Raw genomic sequence first — 21,050 nt, forward strand, 5'->3', positions numbered from 1 at the left:
TTCTGTATTGATACAGCCATGCGCATGGTCGCGTTGCATTGGTGGTCTAAGGCAGACCTCCCAACCGAATTTGTCTGATCCCAGACCACTGCTGTGTAGAAGCTCAGGAGGATTGGGTTATGAAGGTTTATCGGGCGGAACACATTCGTAACGTTGTACTCATTTCTCATGTTGGAACTGGTAAAACATCCCTTATTGATGCTGCCCTCTTTGATAGCGGTGCAGTTACACGTCTCGGCAGAGTCGATGATGGAACCTCAGTAGTTGATTATGATCCCGAAGAACTCAAACGGCGCATGTCACTCCAGGTAAAAGTGCTCCCCGTCGAATGGAGCGATCATAAGATCAACTTTATCGATACTCCCGGCTATCCCGATTTTATCGGTGAGGTAAAAGCGGGTGTACGCGTCGCTGATGCCGCGCTCGTCGTTGTTACAGCCGAAAAAGGCGTGGAAGTTGGCACAGAACTGACCTGCCAGTGTGCGGACGAACGCAGTCTTCCTCGCATGATCCTCATCAATAAACTTGATCGTGAAAACACTTCATTCGAGCAGGCATTAGAATCCCTGCAGAAACAATTTGGTCCAAAAGTCGTCCCATTACAGATTCCCATGGGAGAGCAAGCCAATTTCAAGGGAGTGATCGATCTCGTCACGCGCAAAGCCTATACCTTTGAGCATGGTAATACGGTTCAGGAGATCTCTATCCCCACTGAACTTCAGGAGCAGGTCACAGCTTATCGCGATCAGCTTATTGAGGCGGCGGTGGAAAGCGATGATACCTCGATGGAAAAATTCCTGGATGGCTTACCGTTAAGTGACGAAGAGATCTTTGCGATTGTAAAGCAAGCCACCTCTACAGGCATCATTATCCCGGCACTTTGTGGATCGGCAGCCAAAAATATTGGTGTACAAACACTCCTCGACGCAATCATTAACTACCTACCAGATCCATGCCAGGCAGTCGCAGAAGATGTGAGAGCCTTCGGAAATGATGTCTCTGCATTTATCTTTAAGACCTCCTCGGCCCAGGTAGGAACCACATCCGCATTTCGTGTCTTCAGCGGGACACTCAAGCCAGATATGCATCTTACTAATATGCAAACAGGTACCGATGAGCGCATGAGTCCTCTTGTGATCCAGCACGGGAAGACACAAGAGCCCGCCAGTGAGATTCCCGCCGGTGACTTTGGAGCAGTCGCAAAACTTTCGCAGACCCATACAGGCAACACACTCACTAATAGCAAAGAGAACAAGATACCCCTTCATCCCATCTCATTCCCTTCTCCATGTTACGTGGTAGCCATTGTGCCACATAGCCAGGCCGATCTGGACAAAATGGGTAGCGCACTCACACGGAGCAGTGAAGAAGATCGCACCATCCACGTCTCGCGAGATCCAGAGACAGCGGAAGTCCTACTTTCAGGGATGGGAGAAACACATGTACAAATTCTGGTAGAAAATATCAAACGCAAATATTCAGTTGATCTCGTCACCCACGATCAACGCATCTCATACCGAGAGACTATTCGCAAGAAGGCCAAAGCAAATGGACGACACAAGCGCCAGAGCGGCGGACATGGTCAATTTGGCGATGTCTGGCTGGAGATCGAGCCGCTACCACGCGACAGTGAGAAAACATTTGTGTTCGAGGATAAAATAGTCGGTGGCGTTGTCCCTGGACAATTCATTCCTGGAGTTGAAAAAGGCATCCGCGAATCGCTCAAGCGCGGGTTCATCTCAGGTCATCCAATGGTCTACGTAAAAGTAGCCCTCGTCGATGGCAAATATCATCCAGTGGATTCCTCGGCCCAATCGTTTGAAGTAGCAGCCTCTTTGGGAATGCAGGAAGCCGTACCGCAAGCCAATCCAGTGCTCCTCGAGCCCATTATGAACGTGACAATTGAGATACCCGAGTATAATATGGGCGATGTGATGAGCGATATTAATACGAAACGCGGACATGTGATGGGCATGGAGTCACTTGAAAACAGCTATCAACGCATCACAGCAGCCGTCCCGCAGGCAGAGATGTTGCATTACGCGACTGATCTGCGCTCCATCACGCAAGGTCGCGGCACATTTGCCATGGAGTTTGCCCAATACTCCGAAGTTCCTCCCAACGTACAACAAGAGATTATGTCCGAAAGGCAGAAACACGAGGAAGCTGCTCACAAATAGCTCGTGCCCTTTTTGAGTGTTTGTTCCGTGCGAGACAAACACTCAAAAAGGGCGACTTCCTAAGCACGCATACGCATCTTGCGCGTATTCAGCCCAAAGACAGCCAGGGCGATCACCAGAAAGATACAGGCGACCAGGCTCACACCATTCCACCCGGCGATACTCCAACCGATTGTACCAAGTAATGATCCTAACGAACCACCAACAAAGTAGCAAAACATATAAATGGTATTGAGACGATTACGTGCTCCAGCATTCAGGCTATAAAAGCGCGCCTGGCTGGTGACCTGATTTCCCTGCGTACCAAGATCCAGTAAAACGGTACCGATAATCAATCCCCAGAGCCATTGGCCTGCGATCCACATCAATATAAATGAGGCCAGCGTAATAAGCAGAGCAATACCATTGGCAAAGCGTGGATCACGACGATCAGCGATCTTACCCACAAATGTCGCCGCCAGAGCTCCAGCCACGCCAACCAGACCAAACAGGCCAGCCACTTCACTACCGTAATGATACGGAGGAGTCTCCAGGAAAAATGAGAGCGTCACCCAGAAGGCACTAAATGCGCCGAAAGCCATCGCACCAAAGATGATAACTTCACGCAAGACTGGTTCGTCACGGAGCAGATCCCACAATGAGCGCAGTAGTTGTGGATAACTCATCGATCCCTTTCGAGAACGATCATCAGGCAATAAGAAACGCAGGATCACGACCAGCAGAACCATGACGACCGCAGCAATCCAATACATGGCCCGCCAGCCAAGATTGGCAGCCACAAAACCACTTAACGTTCGAGCTAATAGAATGCCGATCAACAAGCCGCTCATCACCGTTCCAACCACTCGACCACGTGCATGCTCAGGAGCCAGATTGGCCGCGTAAGGAATAATTAGCTGAGGCACGACAGTTGTTAATCCCACCAGAAAGCTGGCAATCGTCACAAGCGCCACTGATGGAGCAAGCGCCATAAGAATTAATGCCACCGTTACTGCTACCAGCATACCAACAATAAGTTTACGTTGATTATATTTATCGCCCAATGGAATGATCAATAGTAAGCCAGTAGCATATCCAATTTGTCCCATAGTAGCAACAAAGCCAACCTGGCTTACCGATACAGAAAATCCATGTGCCATATCAGCCAGCATCGGCTGGATATAGTACAGATTCGCAACCGCCAATGCACAGGCAACAGACATAATCAAAACGAGAGGTCTATTTACTGTGGCTGCTTCATGTGTGGCTGCTTCAGCAATAGAGGAAGCTTCTACAGTATCAATAAGCTCTTTATCCAACACATTATCCCTTCCGACTGCAAGATTCCTTGACCCACTTGCTTTCATCTGTACACACTTCGGGCTACACAGCATTGGGTTGAGTAGTACAGTCGCAGGATCGTTATTCAAAATAGAGCGGCATATAATATCGTTATCACATGCATCATCGATGATTACAACAAAGTTTCAGGCCAATTTTATTGCATCGCGCCGTATCTAAAGATACGGCGCGACTGTAGCTGGTTACATTTTTCGCGAACGAGTCTATACCTCCAGGTTCAACCAACGAACCTCCTCAGGCGTTAGATCAACCGTAAGAGCTGGTAAAGAGGTGCGCGTTTCAGACAGTAATCGGGGGCCAATTAATGGGAAAGTTGGAAACGGCTGATTGAGCACATAGGCAAGCGCGATATTAATGGGCAAAACTCCCCGCTGTTGCGCCAGTTGATTAACTCTTTCCAAACGTTGGAAATTATCTGCGCTGTACCAGCAACGCACCAATTCCTCATCAGAATGATCATCGGGATGCGCTCGACCAGCGAAAAAACCACGAGCTTGACTTGACCAGGGCATGATAGGCATCTGTGTTTCGGTCAGCCAGGCCCGAGATTTGGCATCTGAGGCGGAGATACAGCCAGCCCACACAGGATCTATCATACGAGCAAGACTAAAATTGTTGCTGATGGCGGAGAAACCAGACATCCCATGCTCAGCCGCCCAGGCATTTGCTTCCTGGATACGCTCGATGGACCAGTTTGAGACGCCAAAGGCGTGCATACGTCCAGCATTTTTATGTTCATTGAGCACAGTAACGAACTCGCCTACCGGGATGGCTGGATTATCTCGATGCATCATATACACATCCACATAATCTGTCTGCAAGCGTTCCAGGCTTTCCAGAAACTGAGAGCTGAGCGCTTGCGGATTACAATTGGGAGTATGCGCTCCTTTATCTAAGATCACAACCTGTTCACGAATACCACGATTCTTGATCCACTGTCCAAGCATCCGTTCGCAACGTCCCTGCCCATAGATATACGCTGAATCGAAGCAATTACCACCTTGCTCGAAGAAATCATCAAACATGACAGAGGCGTGCGGCCAGGTGGTCTGATTATCTACGCCCATGACCAGACGAGAGACAGGCTTCCCCACACCGACGAGTCGTCCGTACTTCATATTGTGCTGAGCTCGTACCTTCAAGGGATGCTTATGTACAGGAAGTTGCTGGCCCGGATCTTGTGGACTTTCGATGTCATATTCCAATCCGATCGCAGCACGCCATTGATCCAGGGTACGCATATTACCCAACGTATCTTCCCAACTCATTTCGGGAGCCTGACGATCCTGGAGATGTTTGGTGATGGTATCAACTTCCAGGCCATACAAGTCACCGCCACTCTCGATGGTGATCTGATGCTCCTCTGCTTCGTCCTGGCGTTTCACAATGATAGTGGTAGACTCATCCGCTTTTGGGGTCCAGGGAGTGGGCAGGACAATAGAGCCTTCGGAGCCATAGATACGCACAGAGTTTTCAGCATCAAGTTGCACTCCAGTCAGCAACTGAGCCACAATATCATTCGGGAAGGTAAGCAGTGCGCTGGTATATTCATCGACCTTGCTCACTGGACCTATACGGCCAGCTGCGGTTACCTGGAGAGGATCGGCGAAAGCCTTACCACTGGCAGCCCCTGCAATCAGACGAGCCATAGAGGCACAATAACCACCAACATCCAGGATGCCTCCGCCGCCAAGAGCATTATTCAGCAGGCGACTCTCTGGATTAAATGTGGTATGGAACGAAAACGTGGCCTGGATCACTTCAACTTTGCCAATTGTACCTTCCTGGATAAGCTCAACCAGTTTGGTAATCTGTGGATGACAACGATACATGAAGGCTTCCATCAAGAATACATTATGACGCTGTGCAGCCTCAATAATCGCCATCGCATCCGCATGATTGAGGGCAATAGGCTTCTCGCATAAAATATGTTTGCCCGCTTCCGCAGCTTTAATCGCCCACTCGGCATGCAAGGGATGTGGAGTCGATATGTAAATCGCCTGCACTTCACTGTCAGCAAGCAGATCCTCATAACGCGAATAGCGCCGTGGCACGTTCCAGGCATCCCCAAAGCGATCGGCCGATGCTTGTGTGCGACTACCTACTGCCACGAGCTTTCCCGTTTTCGACTGCTCAAGGCCGTGTGCAAACACACCAGCAATTCTCCCCGTACCAAGAATGCCCCAGGATAACGTTTGACTCATGATGCTCCTCCAAACCTCTGTGAAACCCACTGATCAACCAATTAACTTCATCATACCCACATAGGCAAATAAAGCTCTCTGACCAGTACATAGATACAAAATAGTAGAGACCTCGTAGTACAATACATTTCAACGTAGCTATTTTCAGACAAGTGAAATCATGAACCTTCGACCCACTTTTGGAGGTTATATCACGATAGTGCACCATACGTCAAATATCTGGAGCAAAAAAGAAGACGTTATCTATGGGTATCAGGGCGTCTAGACTTATTCTGTGAAGATTTTCTGGCCTCATTACTCGCTCGGGCACCGCGAGATCCTGGAGAGCCTTTACGAGGTGCAGCTGGTCCAGATCCAAAGACAGCCTGTGCCTCGCTACTATGTCCATGGCTCATCAACCACGCACGCGCCTGAGGATGCAGATCCTTTAACGTCTGTGAACCTGCAATCATCATATACATAGCAAAATTCGCATCCGAAGGCACATCCTCTTCCCATTGTCCCTCGGCCACTAAAAACTCACGCACCTGATGAACATCAAGCGTGCGTAGAACAGCATCGAGCCGTTCTCTAAAATTGCGATAATTACTCATACTACGCTTCTTCACTCCTCCAGCGATGGGCTGATCAGGATCGATATTTTGCTCTTAGTTTAGCATAGTGAGATCATCATTGGGCCGCTTCAATAACAATTGGCGCATAAATGGCACTTCGCGCCGCAAGACTGCAATTTCTTCAATCAGACGCTGTTGCGTAGAGGTCAGTTCCAGATAGTGTTGCTTCTTCTCATCTTCAATCTCCAGAAAATAGGCGATAAAATGGGAGAGGTCCTCCGCAAGATCGGGAAGTTGGGAGTGAATCTCCTGCCCAATTGGAGCTTCCAACAAAAGGCTCAGATAAGTTTCAAAAAGACTGCGTCCTTGTTGCACCAGACCTTCTACGCGCTCTTCAAGCTTTTGCTCATCTTCATATGGCTCGACCAGTGCCGATAGATAAGGCATGTCATGATGCTGATCTACAATACGAAAGCGTCGAATGCCCACAGCCATCAGATCATAGCAACCATCATCAAGGAGTTTCAGATTATGAATCTCCGCCAGAGTACCAACCTCACAAACCTCCTCATGCATAAACTCACTGCCGCTCCTGGCCAAAACTACACCAAACGGCTTATCTTCCAGCTGGCAATCGACTATCATCTGACGATAGCGAGGCTCGAAAATATGTAAGGGTAAGACAGTACCAGGAAAGAGAACGACGTCCAAAGGAAATAAGGGCAATTCAATTGCTGTAGTCATGTAATCAATCCTCCAATATAAAAATCACCACCGCTTATTTATTATCCAATTGAGACGCTGAGGGCAGAGGTGATGGGGCAAGTAGCGGCAAAATCACCAGGCCCCAACGTCTCGTTTTATCAGACTCTTTGGACTCCTTGAAAGTATGATATTCATGAGTTTATCGTACTTTATAAGTACTATACCATATCACTATCGCTGGCCATAGATAATATCAGTCGAAGGTTATTAAAAAATCCCTTGAGAAAACATTTTAATCCGTTTTTCTCAAGGGACTTCTCTTATCAGTGCTCTCGCAGGCTGGCGATAAAATGCTGTCTACTTATTGGGTCAGTTCTCTGACCAGGCGCTGAACACGAGCGCCATCTGCCTGACCTTTGGTCTCTTTGGCTGCAAGAGGCATCACTTTACGAAACTCTTTCCCATTGGCATCAATAATCCGGCTCACGATTGCACGGAGTTCATCATCGCTCAACTGTGAAGATTGCAGATACACTTGCAAGATGTCCAGCTCACTCTGCTCTTTCTCTGCCAGATCAGTACGTCCACCTTGCTTGTAGAGCGGTATTGCCTGATTACGTTTTTTCACCTCTTGTTCAAGCACGCGCATGCTATCGGCTTCGGTTAAAGGCTGGCCATGCTCTGGATGCTTACGATCAGTCCGAGCAACCTCTAAATTATGAATCGCGCCTAAAGCCATACGCAAAGTATCCAGGCGTGCTTGATCTCTGCTCCGCTGAGCAGCCTGGATATCCTTCTTTAACTGCGTCTCGAGTGGAAGTTCCTGCCGTGCGTCCGCCATCTGTCGTACTCCTACCTTATCAATAGTATTCAATGCGCCTTTTAGTATACTACGAAGTAGCTAAAAAAGCATCCACAAAAGAGCCAGCCCGCAGAGAAAACTCCAACGACGAGAAAGACGAAGCAGAGTTTAGCATGCGGGCTGGCTCGCAAACAAGAGCGCTCTTAGTGAGTAATATGCCTTCGATTAAAAAGATAACTACCAAGGCCCATCACTGCGCCGAAAACGAACATCAATAAGCCCCACCAAAGATTAATATTGATGCCTGCACTGCGCGTATAATCGGCGCCCCCAAACAATCCATAGAGCAGGAGCACAAGGCCAATCAGACTAATCGTCGCTCCAATCGTGAGAGCAATCGACATGCGATGTGTCGGATTGGCTTCTGATGACTCTATACCTTGAACATCATCCTGGCTCATAGCTACCACCTTTTTGTATGTTTAAAAGAAGATAATATTAAAAATGAAGAAGATCGCCAGAGCCACGCCCGCTAATACCCACGGACGCTTATACCAGACCGTCTCGACCACCTGAGCCTTGGGCGTCAGGCTGTAGACCAACCCTTCCAGCTCAGAATCCGGCTGACGTCTGGTCACAAAGGAAACCGCAATAGTCACAACAAAACAGACTCCCCAGGCGATCAATGCGCGCCACATGCTAGAGCCTTCGGAACTACCAAAGGAGAAAAGATGAAAGAATTGTTCTCCCACCCAGAGCACAATGGAGCACGCAGTCCCTATCAGCAACCCCCAGAAACCTCCCCAGGGCGTTGTACGCTTCCAGAACATGCCAAGCAAGAACGTCGCCAGCAGAGGAGCATTGAAGATCGAAAACAGTGCCTGTACGTAGTCCATAATGCTGGTAAAACTTGATGCAATGTAGGCTGTGCCGACGCTCAGAATAATACCGACTACCGTTACAACGCGTCCCATCCACAGATAATGAGCGTCGGGTGCATCACGCCTGATATAAGAGCGATAGAGATCATAGGTCCACACGGTATTGAAAGCGGTAACGTTACCGGCCATGCCAGACATAAAGGCCGCCAACAAAGCCGTCAGACCCAGACCCAGCACTCCATTGGGGAGATAACGCGCCATCGCATAAGGAATTGCCATATTGTATGAATTCTCGAAGCCGGTTCCATGTCCCAATCCAGGCATGACAGAGAGGATAATCAAGCCAGGAACAATCGCCAGGAAAGGAAAAAACAACTTCGGAAAGGTGGCAATCAAAGGTGTACGTTCGGCAGCCGCTTTATCCTCTGCAGCCAGAGCACGCTGCACCACAAGAAAATCGGTACACCAATAGCCAAAGCTGAGCACAAAACCCAAGCCCAATATGATACCGATAAAGTTAACTCCAAATGGATTGTTGTTGCTGGCTGTGTTAGCCCACAGGTGAAAAAAGGCGGGATTATTTATTCTGTCTTTGAGACCGTCCCATCCACCGACGCTGATCAAACCAATGATCGTAAGCGGCAAGAGTCCAGCTACAATTAAGAAAAATTGGAGGGTCTCATTGTAAATAGACGATGTCAATCCCCCCAATAAGATGTAGACCATAATGAATAAGGCCGCTAACCAGATACACGCATTGAGTGACCAACCAAGCAGCAGATTAAAGACCAATGCAGCAGCAAACATGTTGATGCCAGAAGTTAATAATGTCAGCACCGCAAAAGAGATGGCATTGAAGGCACGGGTTGCCTCATTGTAACGCATTTTAAGAAAGCCAGGCACTGAGTGCGCCTTACTTCCATAATAGAAAGGCATCATAAAGATAGCCACAAAAATCATTGCCGGAATCGCGCCAATCCAATAAAAATGTGCCTGCATCAGCCCATATTGAGCAGCGTTGGCCCCCATACCAAGGATCTCAAGCGCTCCCAGATTGGCACCCACAAAAGCTAATCCGGTCACCCAACTGGGAAGCGAACGACCAGAGAGAAAAAAATCTTCAGAAGATTTCATGCGCTTTCTCAACGCCAAACCGATTCCCAGAGTCACAACAAAATAAATGACAATCACAAGATAATCTACCCAGTTCGCATTGGCTGTAACTGCAGATAAAGTGAACATAACAGTCTCCCTCGACGTTTACTGTAGACAAATAACAACGATGTTCTTTCTAAAAGGAAGGCTATTCTAGTGATAAAGAATCTCCCTTACGCTTTTTGTAAAGAAAAGTCGCTACCTATACAGGATAATAAAACCCAAAAGAGATGAAGGTAGGCCAATTATCTAACCGGTCTAAAAAACTTCTCTATAATCACGAATGAACATCGGTGTTAGCTTCACTAAAAACTCTCTCAGATAGAGTAAGCTCTACATTTACGCGTTTTGCCACTACCTGCAGTAACTCGATATCTATTCTATGTACAGTTGTAGTAAGATAAGAGAGATAACGTGTGTCTCCGAGAAGAAAGGATGTGGGTTCATGGCAAAGCCTCAATTTCGTGGAGAGGTCAGGGCACCTGATTTCCCTGCTGGATTAGATTGGTTAAATAGTGATCATCCATTGCGGCTAAGTGAACTCCGCGGACGTCTGGTAATACTGCATTTCTGGACTTTTTGCTGCATCAACTGTATACATGCACTCGACCAACTACATACAATTGCGAGAGCATTCCCTGATACGGTAACAATCATAAGTATTCATTCCCCTAAATTTCCGCGCGAGCAATTTACGAATAGTGTGCGCGACGCCGTATTGCGCTATGGTATCGACCATCCAGTCGTCAATGATCGTAGTATGTATCTCTGGAAACAATATGCAATCCGTGCATGGCCCACCCTGGTCTTTCTTGATCCGGAGAGCCGCGTCATCAGCAGGCATGAGGGCGAGATTATCCCAGAGCAGGCCATCGCGATGCTTCAGCCCATGCTCGCAGAATACGAAGAGCGAGGACTGTTGACACATCAACCACTTCACTTTACACACGAGACAGCAACTCATTCGATGCTAGCGTTTCCTGGTAAAGTGAGTCTGGATGCGTCCGCCGATCGTCTCATCATCAGTGACTCAGGCCATCATCGATTGATTGAAACCAGCCTTTCTGGTCAGATACGTCAGATTATCGGTACAGGGGCAGCCGGTCTTGCTGATGGTTCAGGTAGCGAGGCACAGTTTCATCGTCCTCAAGGTACTGTTATTGTCGGCGATACGCTCTACGTGGCGGACACCGAAAACCATCTAATTAGAAGGGTTGATCTGCATACCCAACAAGTATCCACGATTGCGGGAACCGGTGAGCAATATGGCATGGTCCACACACCGACCAGAGGTCCAGCTCGTACGGTAGCCTTGAGCTCTCCCTGGGATCTGCAATATAAGGATGATGATCTCTATATCGCGATGGCAGGAACACATCAGATCGTAGTGCTCCATCTGGCCAACATGGAGATCGAGGCGCTCGCAGGCAAGGGTCCCGAGGGGCTTGGAGATGGTTCCTATGATGACGCGTTCTTCGCTCAACCTAATGGTCTGGCATTAGATAATCAGACGTTATATGTTGCCGATAGCGAAACCAGCGCAATTCGTGCCATCGATTTAGCCAGTCCGTATCAAGTGCATACACTGGTTGGTGAGGGATTATTCATCTTTGGAGATCAGGACGGCAGTGGGGATGAGGTGCGTTTACAGCATGTACAAGCGATCTGTACATACACAGGTCAGATCTATCTGACCGATACCTACAATAATCGCATCAAAGTACTCGATCCGCAGACACGGACGGTGCAGTCTCTGGCAGGCACTGGCGAGGCAGGATTTCGAGATGGACCGTTCCAGGATACTCAATTTAATGAGCCGGCAGGGATTGCAGCCGCAAATAATCTGCTCTATATAGCAGATACAAATAATCACGCGCTTCGTATCGTGCATTTAGAAACAGCAACCGTAGACACAATGCATATCTACCAATGACTCTCGCACTCATGAAATGCTTTCATCCCCTCTCGCTATGAGATACAATGAAAGATATGATCTCCACAAGAGAAATGCGATTCCGCGCCATGATTTTAAGGAGTATTCTATGACTACTGTATTTGAAAGTGCTTTATCGCACGCTCAAACGCCATTTATAAATGAATCATTCACGGATTTTTCACAAGAAGAGAATAAACGTGCTCAAGCAGCGGCACTAACACAGGTTAAAAGTGAGCTTGGTCAAACATATCCATTGATCATCGGCGGACAAAAAGTGACAGGGGAAAAGACCTTTGCTTCAATTAATCCGTCCCAGCCTGATCAGGTCATCGGAAACTTTGTTGCGGCTAGCAGTGAGCAGACCGAGCAAGCAATCCAGGCCGCAACCAGTGCTTTCGAGACCTGGAAACGCGTCCCGGCTGCCGAGCGAGCTGGATATCTTTTCGCAGCGGCCGATCTTATGCGTCAGCGTCGTTTTATCATCAACGCCTGGATGATCTACGAAGTTGGCAAGAGTTGGGTTGAGGCCGATGTAGATACAGCTGAGGCCATCGATTTCTTAGAATTTTATGGTCGCGAGATGCTCCGCCTGGCCGAAGAACAGCCTCTCATTCATATTGAAGGTGAAGAAAATGAGCTGGTTTATCTGCCCTTAGGTGTTGCAGCAGTCATTCCTCCCTGGAATTTCCCGTGCGCGATCCTCGTAGGCATGACCAGTGCTGCCTTCGTATCAGGCAATACAGTTGTACTCAAGCCAGCCAGTACCTCACCGGCGATCGCGTATCAGTTTATACGTATCCTGGAAGATATTGGATTGCCCGCTGGCGTCGTCAATTTCCTGACAGGTTCTGGAGCAACCATCGGCGATACACTGGTAGATAGTCCAGCGGTGCGCTTCATCTCATTCACAGGCTCGCGTGAAGTCGGACTGCATATCTTCGAACATGCAGCCAGAACACAACCAGGACAGCGCTGGCTCAAGCGTACGATTCTTGAAATGGGTGGCAAAGACGCGATCGTCGTTGACGAAACAGCTAATCTAGAGGCAGCAGCCACCAACATTGTCTCATCTGCATTTGGCTTCCAGGGGCAAAAATGTTCCGCAGGATCACGAGCCATCATTGTTGAGCAGGTCTATGATGAAGTCGTCAAAAAAGTCATCGAAAAAACACGCCGCCTGACCATAGGTGACGTTACTCAGCCAGAGACGTATATCGGTCCAGTTGTTGATAAGAATGCCTACAAAAAGATTCTGGATTATATCGAGATTGGCAAGAGCGAAGGTACATTGGTAAACGGAGGACAGGTCCACGAGCCAGGCTACTTTATTGAGCCAACCATTTTTATTGATGTTGATGCTCAGGCTCGCATCGCACAAGAAGAGATCTTTGGACCAGTGTTAAGCGTAATCAAGGCGAAAGATTTCGATGATGCCTTGCAGATTGCCAACAATACCGAATTTGGTCTGACCGGCTCGCTCTATTCGACAGATGAACAACATATTGCACGTACAAAAGAAGAGTATCATGTCGGCAACCTGTACTTCAATCGGAAGTGTACAGGTGCATTAGTAGGCGTCCATCCATTTGGTGGCTTCAATATGTCGGGAACTGACTCAAAAGCTGGCGGGCGAGATTATCTGCTACTTTTCACACAGGCCAAAGCCATCTCAAGGAAAAAATAATATGAAGGAGCAGCTCTTGGCAACCATTACCAAACAGAGTCCGGGTCTCTTACACATCTCGTTACCATTTCAAGGCGAACATAATGTGATTGGAGCCTACGTTATCTCAGGAAAAGATGAGGTCGCCCTCGTTGATCCAGGCCCTTCGACCACCGTGGAGTCCTTACTGGCTTCTCTAGAAGAGGCTGAAATCGTTCCGCAGACGGTGACGCACATCTTGCTCACGCACATTCATCTAGACCATGCGGGTGGTGTGGGAACATTATTGCATCACATGCCCAACGCCAAAGTCTATGTCCATAGCAAAGGCGCGTCTCACCTGCAAGATCCAGCCAAGCTGATCACCAGCGCAGCCAAGATCTATAAAGGTCGCATGGAAGAACTGTGGGGGAAAGTAGAGGCTGTCCCAGAGGAGAACATCAAACCTATTGATGGAGGAGATATCCTCAATATCGCGGGACGCCGTTTGGAAGTGCACTATACACCAGGCCACGCGAATCATCACGTGATCTTCTTTGACGTTCATTCAGGCGAGCTCTTTGCTGGAGATGTAGCTGGTGTCTATCTGCCACCAGTCGATTATGTACGCCCTCCAACCCCACCACCAGATCTGAACATCGAGTCATGGTCGACCAGCATTGATCTGCTAAAAAAGCTACGCCCCGATGTACTCTATCTAGCCCACTTTGGTCCCGTGCGTAACACTGTTCCCTATCTGGAGAGGCTACGTGCCCAGATCATTTCCTGGGGTGATGTGGTTTTAAAAGCCTTATTGGAAGGCAAAGATGAGCAAGAGATTGTCCAGATCTTGATCGCGACAGTTGAGCCGCAGCTGCAACGCAAAGGCGCCGATGCTCAGGCATTGAAACGCTTTGAACTGGCAACCAACTATGAAATGTCGGTACAAGGATATATCCGCTACTGGAAAAAGCATCACACGGAAAAATTCTAAAGGCACTGTTATCATGTAGCATCTATCCACAGCCCATGCCATAGATCAACACCGGGGGACGTTTGTCCTCCGGTTTTCTACTCATCCAATGCTGCTCTGCCGTGATATAAAAAATCTACTCATCAAACAATAGCTGATTGTTAGCGCGAAAAACTCCCAGGCCAACCAGCGTCGGAGCAAGTTCTTGCAATGCCTGTACCATCAATTTGTAGGACTCTTTCTCCCCAATGATAGGCACACAAAAATGCTGGCAGATCGCAATAAGAGCAGCGAAGCCTTCGATGAGTTCCTGACGCGACATACGATCAAGATAAGATCTATCAGTTACGTACAAATATCCAGATGATGAAATTTTAAGACTGGCAAAGGCCGGAAAAGAAGCAGAGCAATCATCGAGAATGTCTTGCAAAACTGTGAATGCTTCGTGTGGACCAACCAGATGCGCTACGGCAAGTGAGACGCGCCGTATGCCTTCGACAAGTACCCGCCACTCAAGGTGATCGATGAGTTGTCCAGCTTCAGAGGAGGCAATCAGCTCACCATCGATGACACGCGGATGAGCAGGCTCAATCTGCGGCAATGTAAACAATCCGCGCTTCTGCAAGTATTGAAGAACCTCCATTAACAACTGCTCATTCGTGTCGTCCACAGCGATTACGGCGGCCGCAGCCCCACGATCAAAGCGGATAACAGCACGTTGCCAGCTACGCACTCCAGTCAAAACCGTGTGTGCATCGCCATGATGTCCAACGACTTGAATTAATCTTCCAGCCCGAAAGTAAAGATGAACTACGCTGAGTTGGTCCAGGTTACGCAAAGACAGACGACCAAAGGCATGAGAACGCTGAATATGGATCACAACACGTCCCAGATCGTTGAGTGAACCTTGCCAGGTAGAGCCAGAAAGACCCGTTTGGGACACGATATCTTAACCGCTTTCTACTGAATCCTCATTGAGAGGAGGTACTTAAGCCAGAAAATCTCCATATCACTTTGTCACCAATCATACATATCAACCTGTACCAATGTCAAGCGCTCAAAACAGTATGGATGCGCTTCTTTTTTTTGCAGCAAGACAATCCTGCCCCGTTTTCCCCTGGGAGGCCGGCAGAAAGCTGTCAAGCGCAGCGAAGACAGTGTAGCGTCGCACGCTCGCGTGCGATGTCCCTGTGACTCGTACGAGACCGTTGGATCTCGGCGCGCCACGCAGGCCTATCTGATCATACGTCGAGTGGGACATCGCACGCGAGCGTGCGACGCTACGATGTCCTCGCTGCGCTTGACACTGGCCAAAAGAGGTTATTTAAGCTATTTCTCAAAGGTGCGCCGTAAGCCACAGGCTGCGCACCAGCCGGAGAGCAAACTATCGCCTTGTATCTCTACCTCCGTCAGACGATGCGCACAGTGACAGACATAGCCATGAAAATGTGCAGGATTCCCAATGACAAGCGTATGAGGAGCAACATCCTTGACCACAACCGCACCTGCCCCGATCAAGGCAAACTCGCCAATCGTTACGCCACAAACGATCACAGCGCCCGCTCCGATAGAGGCACCATATTTGACATGTGTTGGAGTAATGACCCAATCATCTCTACTTTTTAATTCCCCATCAGGAGTGATCGCTCTGGGATACATATCATTGGTAAAGCAGACATGTGGCCCAATAAAAACACCATCCTCAATAGTCACGCCCTCAAAAATCGAGCTGTGATTCTGGATCTTAACACGCGATCCAATCACGACATAGGATTCGATGTATACTCCTTTGCCAATATTGCATTGCTCGCCGACGCAGGCCCAGGCTCGAATGTGCGCCTGACGCCAGATACGCGTCCCCGCTCCGATCTGTGCTCCAGGCTCCACTTCCGCCAATGGATGAATATATGACGTTCGTTCTTGCATCACAATCCTTTTTTACTCGTAGCATTCGTGAAATTTTTGCGAATAAATGGTAACCAGCGCAAGCGTGAAAAAAAGCCCCAGAGCCCGGCAGCCTCGACGGCTACAATCAACCAATGCTGAGTCACATCTGCTTCAATGCGTTTTAGCCGATAGGGATCACTGGCGGATGTATTCAGACCATAACTCGTCGTCAATGCCCAAGCATAGCCAGCGTCTTTCACTGCTTGCACCACACTTTCGTCAATATGCTGAGCCTGCCCCACAGGATAGGCAAAAGTACGTATTGGATGTCCCAATCTATGCTCAAGTACCTGACGACACTCACTTACTTCGCGTCTGACCTCCGCTGGATCGGTCAAGTAGGCCAGGATAGGATGGTGCATCGTGTGAGCACCAAAGGAGATCCAGCCGCTTTTCTCCATTTCTAGCACCTGATCCCAATTGACTGGCAAACGTTCCCCATCATGATCACGCTCATCGGATTGCTGCGATAGCTCAAGCTTTTCTCCAACCGCAGCAAGAAACGTTTCGCGCTCGATCACCGAAGTAGCGTAACGGGCACGATCATCAATATATTGAGCCAGAGCTCCACGTGAGTTATCATCCTGTAGCTGGAAAGTCTGTTGCTCCAAAGTCACTTCAGACACACGCGCTCGCCGCGCCATACTCTGTCCCTCAAACCACCAGAAACGCTTGCCACTCACAGTATAGCCCGGAATCAAGTAGATTGAAAGTGGAATATGATAGGTACGAGCAATTTCTGTCGCATGGGTAAAATTATCCCGATACCCATCATCAAACGTCACGACCAGCGATGTGCGCCGATCACCCCTGTCACCGATAGTATGACTGGCAGAAGGAGCAAACAATTCCTCCAGCGCAGCTTCTATATGCTGAATACGATAATGACGACGCAGATAAAGCAGATGCGCTAAGAGCTGCCCATCAGAGGCCGTATGATAATTAAGAATCACAACATGCTGCCCTGAACGCCTTGTCCACCAACGCACGAGAGCCACCAGGCCACTATAATAAAAGCATCCAGCGATAATAATTAATACACGTTTACGCATGTCGTCTCTCTTTCATCCTGCTCACAGCTTAGCCACTCATCCGCACCGCCCTTTATTCCCCGTATTCTAACGAGAGCGTACCAGTTGCCTGGCGATAGCACTGGCAGTGCGACGGGCAGCCGCTTCCGATCCTACAACGAAGCGATAAAAAGGTCCAAAGCTACGCGCAGCAGAAAAGCCAATAAAGTAGAGACCGGGAATATTTGTCTCAAACCAGTTATTCAATAAGGGTGAGCCACGATATGTTTGTAAGGAGTCTTTCAGATGTTGATCCAGCATCGGCAACTCCTTCACATCCGCCCGATAGCCAGTGCCGAGGATAACATGATCAAACAAGATCTCTTCACCCGTTGTCAGTGTGATTTGAGCTTTTTCGTCCACAGCATCAATACGCGCCACATGTGTGTTCTCACGGATATCAACCTTACCCAGGAGACGTGGCTTTAACCATGCCGATCCAGCTGGTCCGTGGAGAGATTTGAGGATAGCATTACGGCGCGTGCGCGGTGCCCAATAAAGTAGGTATGGGTATTTTTCGAGCAAAACGTTCAACCATCCATTGCCCATACCCGCCTGTGGAGCTCGAAGTCTCTGTAGCCAGACAGGCTCCTTTGAGTCACCGGCACTGAGCCATTGGATAACTCCACGATAAATTACGTGAACATCACAACCTTGTTCATGCAGTAAAGCCGCTGTTTCTAAAGATCCCTGGCCTCCACCAATAATGGCGACCTTCTTCTGCGCAAACATATCAAGATGGCTATATGCAGATGAATGAGACACTAAATTTTGCGGCATATGGGCATATTCTTCTGGCGTATAGAGATAATAGTGAAGCCCAGGAGCCATTACGACAGCGCTACTGGTAAGCACGCGCCCGTCTTCCAACGCGATGCGATAACTACCATTATCATGCGCAATAGTACGAATATAGGTCTCATCAACATCAGGCACAGCATGCTGCTGAAACCAGTGACCATAATCGATAAAAACTTCACGAGGCAGTGGTTCACCCGGGATAAGATCTTTTTCTTCAAAGTATTTTTTGAATGTATACCTGCGTTGTGGATCAGAGAGATTCGTTGCCCACCAATAAGAACGGAGTAACATACCATCAGGCATATAATTTTGCCAGAAGTGAAGTGGTTTACCAAACGTTGCCACTTTCAATCCATGACCCAATAAATGGGCGGAGACAGAGAGTCCATAAGGGCCAGCACCAAGTACAACAACATCATATTGTTTAGCAGAAGTAGCTTCATGCGTTTTTGTAGCATTGATAGAGACGCTCACCATTAACTCCTTCGGAAAAATCGTTTCCCTCTCTGAGAAAGGGATGTTTGATTGTGGTCAGTAGATGGCTTCATTTGTCGTTGCGCACGATGGAGGAAATCCAGAGTGGCAGTCCGCACCGGAACAAGATCATGCCAATCAAAGTAGTCATAGCCAGTAGAGATAAAGAAGCTTGTAAAAAACTCAAGAAAAGCCTGTGCTGGCGGCGCAACTCCAGGTCGACCCCGTTCCTCCAGAGCTTCCACCAGCGCGACAATATCGCCACTGAGATAGCGCATCCAACGTCCGACCTGATATCCATTCACGCGTGGAATAGGCTTCCCTAACGCCCATTGATAGAGCAGGTAAGGGAAATCGACTCCAGAACGTACCGCAACTTCGACAGATGCAGATAAGCGAGGATTGATCTCCATGAGGTAGGGCTTCCCATCCCTATCGCGTCGAAACTCGACTTCTGCATAGCCTTCCAGATCAATTTCGCGGATGAGACGCTCCGATTGTGCTCCAATATCCTCGGGGACTGCAATACTCTGCCGTAAAACCGAGGTCCCTCCCAGTGGAGGCTGGGTTCTCTGAGCTACCTGCCCAAAGCAAGCATGTACTTCTCCCTGCGCATACAGAAGACTGATGGCTTCACGACGGCCCGTTAAAAACTGCTGGAAGAGCACCGCTCCACCCCAATGAGTGATCTTCTCAACAGCCTCTCGAGCTTCTTCAGGGGTCGTTACCAGTTCACAGAGTAAACGCGCTCCCTGTTGATCGCCCCAGCGCCATGTCTCGATTGGCTTCACGACCGCCGGCAAACCGATGTCTCGAATAGCCTCAGCGACTTCGCCGGTCGACGTCACAATTACCCCGTTTGGCACGCCAATGCCAAGGCGCTGAGCTATCTCCAGCGTCTGATCTTTATTGGTAGCGGCCTCCAGAGCAGATTCTCTGGCCAGAGCCAGGCGCGTATAACGCTCGATCTCGGCCCGATGTTTACGTAGCACTGCCAGCGTTCCATCAGAAGAGGCAAACAGCACGCGGGCTCCAGTATGCTCCAATAACTGCTGGATATAGGTGATATATGGTTCGGTATGCTGACTATAATCCGGAGCAAGATATGAGCGCTCACACCAACGTGATGAAAAGGTCGGTACATAAAGCGGTTTTCGGGCATGCTGCGTCATCTCTAAGGCCGCAATGTGCATACCTCGGCGGCCAAGTGAACGTACAGTAACCAACGATTGGCGCAGATTTGCATCCAGGATCAACGCATCATACGTCTTTTTCTGCGTAGCCCGACCCATCGACGCTTGTGGAAGCACAGATGAGACATCATATCTTTCGGCCTCGAACGCATCACTTTTTAAAGAGTTTTGCATATTCTTTCCTCATACGAGAGAGCACTCCCAACAATCCAACCAGTTCCGCTGCCATCACCATCCAGTGCAGATCGATATCGCCGGGCATGCGAGCTAGCAATAAAGGATCAGTAGTGCAGGTATTCTCATCCTCAAAGGTGGTCACAGCCCATCTATAGCCGGCATCCCGCACAGCCTCGATACCTTGCTCCCCAATATGCTGGAACTTTCCCACTGGATACGCAAAAGATTGGATAGCATGGCCTAATTTTTCTTCGAGGATGATACGTGCATCCTCCACTTCATGCCTGACCTCATCAGGATCAGTAAGGTAAGCCAGTATGGGATGATTAACGGTATGCGCTCCAATGGAGATCCAACCAGAAGCTTCCATTTCACGCATCTGTTCCCAGGTCAGAGGTACATTTGGATCTTGATCATTCAAGCAGCGCGTGGGAAGAGTCACCCCAAATGCCTGTTGCACATGCGAGAGAAAAGTCTCCCGCTCAACCACTGAATGAGCATGGCGAGCCTGATGATCAATATAATAGGTCAGATCGCGACGCTCTTCTGCATTGGTCAAATGATATAATCGTCCATCGAGCATCACCTGCTCCATCCCAAGTTGCCTGACGATATATGCTGCAGACAGCCACCAGAAGTAGTGTCCGCTTTCCACGTAGCCCGGAATGATAAAGATGGTTATTGGTATACGATAATGCCGTGCCAGGTGGAAAGCATCAATATAGTTATCCAGATAGCCATCATCGAATGTCAGGACAAGTGGCAAGCGTCTATCATGGAGCCGGTCAACGCTGGGAGCATACAATTCCGCAAGCGCCGCTTCCAGATGCATGATGCGATAATGCCGTCTGAGATAGCGTAGCTGCGCGGATAAGTTTCCTCCCGCATTATGATAATTGAGAATCAGGAGTCGTCTGGCAAATCTCCCTTTAAGCCATAAGGCCAGATGGATAATGCCAGCATAGTAAAAAACGGCGGCGACCAGGACACGCAGACGCTCACGCATACACATCCT

17 protein-coding genes are annotated in these 21,050 nt (G+C 48.8%); 4 read left to right on the plus strand and 13 right to left on the minus strand.

Annotation, left to right across the window (positions count from 1 at the left end; all coding sequences use genetic code 11):
- Positions 1-119: 119 nt before the first annotated feature.
- Positions 120-2,180, plus strand: a complete 2,061-nt coding sequence (gene fusA, locus AC27N8_RS17370; protein WP_487068655.1) for an elongation factor G — start codon at positions 120-122, stop codon at positions 2,178-2,180.
- Between the two features lie 59 nt (positions 2,181-2,239).
- Here fusA and AC27N8_RS17375 read toward each other — a convergent pair whose 3' ends face one another.
- The 7 genes from AC27N8_RS17375 to AC27N8_RS17405 form a co-directional block, all read right to left on the minus strand.
- Positions 2,240-3,478 carry an MFS transporter gene (locus AC27N8_RS17375; protein WP_487068656.1) on the minus strand — a complete coding sequence of 413 codons (1,239 nt, stop codon included), beginning with the start codon at positions 3,476-3,478 and terminating at the stop codon, positions 2,240-2,242.
- Positions 3,479-3,724: 246 nt separating this feature from the next.
- Positions 3,725-5,725, minus strand: coding sequence for an aldo/keto reductase (locus AC27N8_RS17380; RefSeq protein ID WP_487068657.1), 2,001 nt, complete (start codon positions 5,723-5,725; stop codon positions 3,725-3,727).
- Between the two features lie 239 nt (positions 5,726-5,964).
- A complete protein-coding gene (locus AC27N8_RS17385; protein WP_487068658.1) occupies positions 5,965-6,318 on the minus strand; it encodes a hypothetical protein in 354 nt (117 codons plus the stop codon).
- A gap of 54 nt (positions 6,319-6,372) precedes the next feature.
- Complete coding sequence (locus AC27N8_RS17390) at positions 6,373-7,023, minus strand: LON peptidase substrate-binding domain-containing protein (RefSeq protein WP_487068659.1); 651 nt, start codon at positions 7,021-7,023, stop codon at positions 6,373-6,375.
- 322 nt (positions 7,024-7,345) lie between these two features.
- On the minus strand, positions 7,346-7,825 hold the full coding sequence (locus tag AC27N8_RS17395; RefSeq protein ID WP_487068660.1) for a GatB/YqeY domain-containing protein: 480 nt from the start codon (positions 7,823-7,825) through the stop codon (positions 7,346-7,348).
- A 164-nt stretch (positions 7,826-7,989) separates the two neighbouring features.
- The gene (locus tag AC27N8_RS17400) at positions 7,990-8,247 is read right to left on the minus strand and encodes a hypothetical protein (RefSeq protein WP_487068661.1); all 258 of its coding nucleotides are present in this window, start codon (positions 8,245-8,247) and stop codon (positions 7,990-7,992) included.
- Between the two features lie 21 nt (positions 8,248-8,268).
- Positions 8,269-9,909, minus strand: coding sequence for a sodium:solute symporter family protein (locus tag AC27N8_RS17405; protein WP_487068662.1), 1,641 nt, complete (start codon positions 9,907-9,909; stop codon positions 8,269-8,271).
- A 358-nt stretch (positions 9,910-10,267) separates the two neighbouring features.
- Between AC27N8_RS17405 and AC27N8_RS17410 the strand changes: the two genes are divergently transcribed.
- The 3 genes from AC27N8_RS17410 (at position 10,268) to AC27N8_RS17420 (ending at position 14,394) form a co-directional block, all read left to right on the plus strand.
- Positions 10,268-11,755, plus strand: a complete 1,488-nt coding sequence (locus AC27N8_RS17410) for a thioredoxin-like domain-containing protein (protein WP_487068663.1) — start codon at positions 10,268-10,270, stop codon at positions 11,753-11,755.
- A gap of 109 nt (positions 11,756-11,864) precedes the next feature.
- Positions 11,865-13,442: an L-glutamate gamma-semialdehyde dehydrogenase gene (gene pruA, locus AC27N8_RS17415; RefSeq protein ID WP_487068664.1), complete on the plus strand. Its 1,578-nt coding sequence runs from the start codon at positions 11,865-11,867 to the stop codon at positions 13,440-13,442.
- Position 13,443: 1 nt separating this feature from the next.
- Positions 13,444-14,394, plus strand: a complete 951-nt coding sequence (locus AC27N8_RS17420; RefSeq protein ID WP_487068665.1) for an MBL fold metallo-hydrolase — start codon at positions 13,444-13,446, stop codon at positions 14,392-14,394.
- Between the two features lie 115 nt (positions 14,395-14,509).
- On the opposite strand, the gene AC27N8_RS17425 is transcribed toward AC27N8_RS17420, so the two are convergent.
- From AC27N8_RS17425 to AC27N8_RS17450, 6 genes are all read right to left on the minus strand, one after another.
- Positions 14,510-15,316 (minus strand): hypothetical protein, encoded by an 807-nt coding sequence (locus tag AC27N8_RS17425; protein WP_487068666.1) that lies wholly within the window; start codon positions 15,314-15,316, stop codon positions 14,510-14,512.
- A 386-nt stretch (positions 15,317-15,702) separates the two neighbouring features.
- Positions 15,703-16,299 (minus strand): acyltransferase, encoded by a 597-nt coding sequence (locus AC27N8_RS17430; protein WP_487068667.1) that lies wholly within the window; start codon positions 16,297-16,299, stop codon positions 15,703-15,705.
- The gene (locus AC27N8_RS17435; RefSeq protein ID WP_487068668.1) at positions 16,299-17,372 is read right to left on the minus strand and encodes a polysaccharide deacetylase family protein; all 1,074 of its coding nucleotides are present in this window, start codon (positions 17,370-17,372) and stop codon (positions 16,299-16,301) included. The genes AC27N8_RS17430 and AC27N8_RS17435 overlap by 1 nt, the downstream gene beginning before the upstream one ends.
- A 66-nt stretch (positions 17,373-17,438) precedes the next feature.
- Positions 17,439-18,668, minus strand: a complete 1,230-nt coding sequence (locus AC27N8_RS17440; RefSeq protein WP_487068669.1) for an FAD-dependent oxidoreductase — start codon at positions 18,666-18,668, stop codon at positions 17,439-17,441.
- Positions 18,668-20,032 carry a carboxylate--amine ligase gene (locus AC27N8_RS17445; protein ID WP_487068670.1) on the minus strand — a complete coding sequence of 455 codons (1,365 nt, stop codon included), beginning with the start codon at positions 20,030-20,032 and terminating at the stop codon, positions 18,668-18,670. The genes AC27N8_RS17440 and AC27N8_RS17445 overlap by 1 nt, the downstream gene beginning before the upstream one ends.
- Entirely contained in the window at positions 20,010-21,041 is a 1,032-nt protein-coding gene (locus AC27N8_RS17450; RefSeq protein WP_487068671.1) for a polysaccharide deacetylase family protein, read from the minus strand. The genes AC27N8_RS17445 and AC27N8_RS17450 overlap by 23 nt, the downstream gene beginning before the upstream one ends.
- Positions 21,042-21,050 lie beyond the last annotated feature (9 nt).

It is taken from the genome of Dictyobacter sp. Z7_2 (assembly GCF_057551105.1).

Bases quoted from the DNA above. Each gene is read 5' to 3' on its own strand.
- fusA (WP_487068655.1), top strand. From the start codon at position 120: ATGAAGGTTTATCGGGCGGAACACATTCGTAACGTTGTACTCATTTCT.
- AC27N8_RS17380 (WP_487068657.1), bottom strand. From the start codon at position 5,725: ATGAGTCAAACGTTATCCTGGGGCATTCTTGGTACGGGGAGAATTGCT.
- AC27N8_RS17385 (WP_487068658.1), bottom strand. From the start codon at position 6,318: ATGAGTAATTATCGCAATTTTAGAGAACGGCTCGATGCTGTTCTACGC.
- AC27N8_RS17390 (WP_487068659.1), bottom strand. From the start codon at position 7,023: ATGACTACAGCAATTGAATTGCCCTTATTTCCTTTGGACGTCGTTCTC.
- AC27N8_RS17395 (WP_487068660.1), bottom strand. From the start codon at position 7,825: ATGGCGGACGCACGGCAGGAACTTCCACTCGAGACGCAGTTAAAGAAG.
- AC27N8_RS17400 (WP_487068661.1), bottom strand. From the start codon at position 8,247: ATGAGCCAGGATGATGTTCAAGGTATAGAGTCATCAGAAGCCAATCCG.
- AC27N8_RS17405 (WP_487068662.1), bottom strand. From the start codon at position 9,909: ATGTTCACTTTATCTGCAGTTACAGCCAATGCGAACTGGGTAGATTAT.
- AC27N8_RS17410 (WP_487068663.1), top strand. From the start codon at position 10,268: ATGGCAAAGCCTCAATTTCGTGGAGAGGTCAGGGCACCTGATTTCCCT.
- pruA (WP_487068664.1), top strand. From the start codon at position 11,865: ATGACTACTGTATTTGAAAGTGCTTTATCGCACGCTCAAACGCCATTT.
- AC27N8_RS17420 (WP_487068665.1), top strand. From the start codon at position 13,444: ATGAAGGAGCAGCTCTTGGCAACCATTACCAAACAGAGTCCGGGTCTC.
- AC27N8_RS17430 (WP_487068667.1), bottom strand. From the start codon at position 16,299: ATGCAAGAACGAACGTCATATATTCATCCATTGGCGGAAGTGGAGCCT.
- AC27N8_RS17435 (WP_487068668.1), bottom strand. From the start codon at position 17,372: ATGCGTAAACGTGTATTAATTATTATCGCTGGATGCTTTTATTATAGT.
- AC27N8_RS17440 (WP_487068669.1), bottom strand. From the start codon at position 18,668: ATGGTGAGCGTCTCTATCAATGCTACAAAAACGCATGAAGCTACTTCT.
- AC27N8_RS17445 (WP_487068670.1), bottom strand. From the start codon at position 20,032: ATGCAAAACTCTTTAAAAAGTGATGCGTTCGAGGCCGAAAGATATGAT.
- AC27N8_RS17450 (WP_487068671.1), bottom strand. From the start codon at position 21,041: ATGCGTGAGCGTCTGCGTGTCCTGGTCGCCGCCGTTTTTTACTATGCT.